The organism is Frankia sp. AgB1.9 (genome assembly GCF_016786355.1).
Taxonomy (GTDB): domain Bacteria; phylum Actinomycetota; class Actinomycetes; order Frankiales; family Frankiaceae; genus Pseudofrankia.
The window spans coordinates 1-2,874 of record NZ_JADWYX010000251.1; the positions used below are offsets into that span (position 1 = coordinate 1).

A 2,874-nucleotide genomic window follows, 5' to 3' on the forward strand; every position below is an offset into this window, starting at 1 on the left:
GTCGGCCCCACGAAGAAGATCTTCTCCAAACCCGACAACAAGGTCACCGAGGACTACGTCGCCGGCCGGTTCGGCTAACCGCCCCGCCGCCTACGACGTCGCGCAGACCACGCAGCGGGGACGGGGATCGCCACCGGCGGCCCCGTCCCCGCTGCACGCGTAACCGCGCAGCGCCCGGGGTGTCTGGGCGCAGGGTCATGCCAGAGGCTTCGAGGTCGTCGTGGGTGCGGTGGGCGAGGTTCGAACTCCGTAGAGGCAGCCCTGACGGTGCCTCAAAAGGCGAACCGTGCAGGATTCACGTGATCGATCTGGTCGAGCCTGATCGCCTTGATCAGCTCCTGGATCTTCTCGTCTGTGAGGATGGCACCGGGCAGGCGCACGGTTTCAAGCAGGAGTTCCGGATCGATGGTGCCAGAGATCTCGTCACGTAGTGAGGCGAGCACGGTCGCGGTGCAGTATCGGACAGGGACCTGCAACTCGGCGGAGAAAAGCTCAAGTTTCAGTGTCAACGTACCGGTCGGGGTCGGCCCGCAGATCAGAACAAATCTCGGCTCATGTTCCGGTAGTTCGTGTCGCACGCCTCGCACGTATTCGGTGAGCGCCCGCCGGTCCTTTGTCGGAAACGAATACCGACGGTGGGTGCTCTTCGCTGCGACCAGAAAGCTGTACTCTTCGGTGCGAAGGAGAGAGAAGGTGGCCGCTGTATCGGCATCTCCGCTGCCCCGCTCGGATTCGACGATTGATGTTCCTAGGGTGGCCCAGAGTTGGGCGAGTCCTTGCTCGAAGAGCTGGGGCAGGTGTTCGTCGCCGTACATGTCGATCGCGTAGTCGGTGCGGGCCGCCAGATCGGGTAGGTCCCGCAGCCCGATCTGCGCGAAGGCACTCCGGGGCTCGAACATCGGGCGGCTTGCGACGATTCCGTCGAGGTAGAGCTTCAGGCGGTCGAGGGAGCCATTCAGCAGCGTGGCAGCGACGAGACCACCCCCGGGCTCACACCGGGTCAACCGGCCGAGTTCCGCGAGCGATCTGGTCACCTCAGCTTCGAGATCGCGAACGCCGATTCCTTCGCGGGTGAAACTCCGCCCGCGAGTCATGCAGGCCGAGGTCCAGGCGACCGCGTTCACGTAGCTGCGAAAGAGGGTGGCATCCCATCCAAGCGTCGCCGGAATGGCGATTTGTGCCGTAGCGGAACTGAATATTGCGAGTGTGTCGAGGAAGTCGGCCGGCGGAGGCGGTCCGGTTTGGAGATTCCTTCCGTCCCACAGTCGCGCCACGCAGCGTTCTACGGCGAGGGGTACGGCCCTCAGAAGGTCGCGGCGCCGCGTAGGACCTGGTTGGGAGACCTGTGTCCCTGCCAGCGGCTGCGTCTGGTCCTGACTGAGGTCCTTCAGCTGCTGAATCCAGGGTTGAGGTTTCTCGCCGTCGCGCGGCCGGGGCGAGGCGAGGCGAAGAAAGTCGCCGGAGGGAAATTCGAGCTGCTCGCACAGAAGGTGTAACCACTCGCGCAGCAGCTTGGCGCACAGGCTGCCGGCAGCCTCTTTCGAGAGCTGCTCGGGCCTGATCGACAGCACGTCGGCGACTGTTGCGTCAGCTGGGAGCGACCCGGCTGGCAGGTGGTCGACGCTTCCGTCTGAGTCCTCGGGCACCCACACCCCCCGTTACCGCTGGCGTCGGGCACCCCCGCGCACCAGTACCGCGACGAGACCTCTCGACGTAGGTGAGGTGTGTGGCCGGCGTGGTCTCAGGAGCCGGCCAGCGGTCAGACGACCGCGGACGGACACGCGGTGAAGCCGCTGCCGATGGGCGGCTCCAACCGCGCCCGCGCGCCCGCCCGTCGTTTCGCTACCCGCGGGCGGTCTGGAGACCTTGGCGTTGGGCCGGGAGATGCTGTTCGCGGGTCCAGGTCTGGGCGGCGATCTGGACGGCGTCCCAGGGGGAGCCGAGCGGCGGGGTGTAGGAGAGGTCGAGGTCGGCCAGCGCGTCGACGGTCATGCTGTGGAACAGCGCGGTCGCGTAGGTGTCGACCCGCTTGGCGACCTCGCTGCCGCGCCGTCCGACGAGTTGGGCGCCCAGGAGGCGTCCGGTGGTGGTGTCGCCGGTGACGCGGATCGCGATCGGTTCGGCGCCCGGGTAGTAGGCCTTGTGGTCGTCCGGGCTGGCCTGCGACGTCGCGGGGGTGAACCCGGCGGCGAGGGCCTCGTGCTCGCGCAGGCCGGTGCGGGCGGCGACGGCGTCGAAGATCTTGACGACCTGGGTGCCGAGGCTCCCGGCGAAGGTCCGGTCGCCGCCGAGGGCGTTCTCGCCGGCGACGCGGCCCTGCTTGTGCGCGGTGGTACCCAGCGGCAGCCAGGTGGTGCCTAGCAGTCGGTGGTGCGTGAGGACGCAGTCGCCGGCGGCGTAGACGTCGGGCAGGCCGGTTTCCATCCGCTCGTTGACCACGATCGCGCCGCGCGTGCCGAGGGTCGCACCGGCGGCGGCGGCAAGGCGGACGTCGGGGCGGACACCGGTGACGACCAGGACCAGGTCGGCATACCGGTCCAGGGCGACGGTGGCCCCGTCAGACGTGGTGGTGGCGGCCTCGACGCGCAGCCGGCCGGCGGCCCCGGCGTCGGCACGCGCGACGGCGCGGACGGCGGTCCGGGTGAGGACCTCGACGCCGTGGGTGGCGAGCTCTGCGGCGACCAGCGCGCCGAGCTGTGGGTCGACGGTGGGCAGGACCTGGTCGGCCATCTCGATCTGAGTGACCTTCAGGCCCCGGGCGGTGAGCCCCTCGGCCATTTCCAGGCCGATGTAGCCAGCGCCGACGACGATCGCGCTGGCCGGGCTCTCGCGGTTGAGGGTGTCCATGACGGCGAACGTGTCGCCCATCGAGTG

The 2,874-nt window shown here is 68.5% G+C and carries 2 protein-coding genes; both read right to left on the bottom strand.

The window, feature by feature from the left end:
- Positions 1 to 272: 272 nt before the first annotated feature.
- Complete coding sequence (locus tag I6A60_RS40880) at positions 273 to 1,571, bottom strand: hypothetical protein (protein ID WP_203017101.1); 1,299 nt, start codon at positions 1,569 to 1,571, stop codon at positions 273 to 275.
- Positions 1,572 to 1,842: 271 nt separating this feature from the next.
- Positions 1,843 to 2,874 (bottom strand): FAD-dependent oxidoreductase (locus I6A60_RS40885; protein ID WP_238437286.1); only part of this gene is annotated, 1,032 nt, incomplete at its 5' end.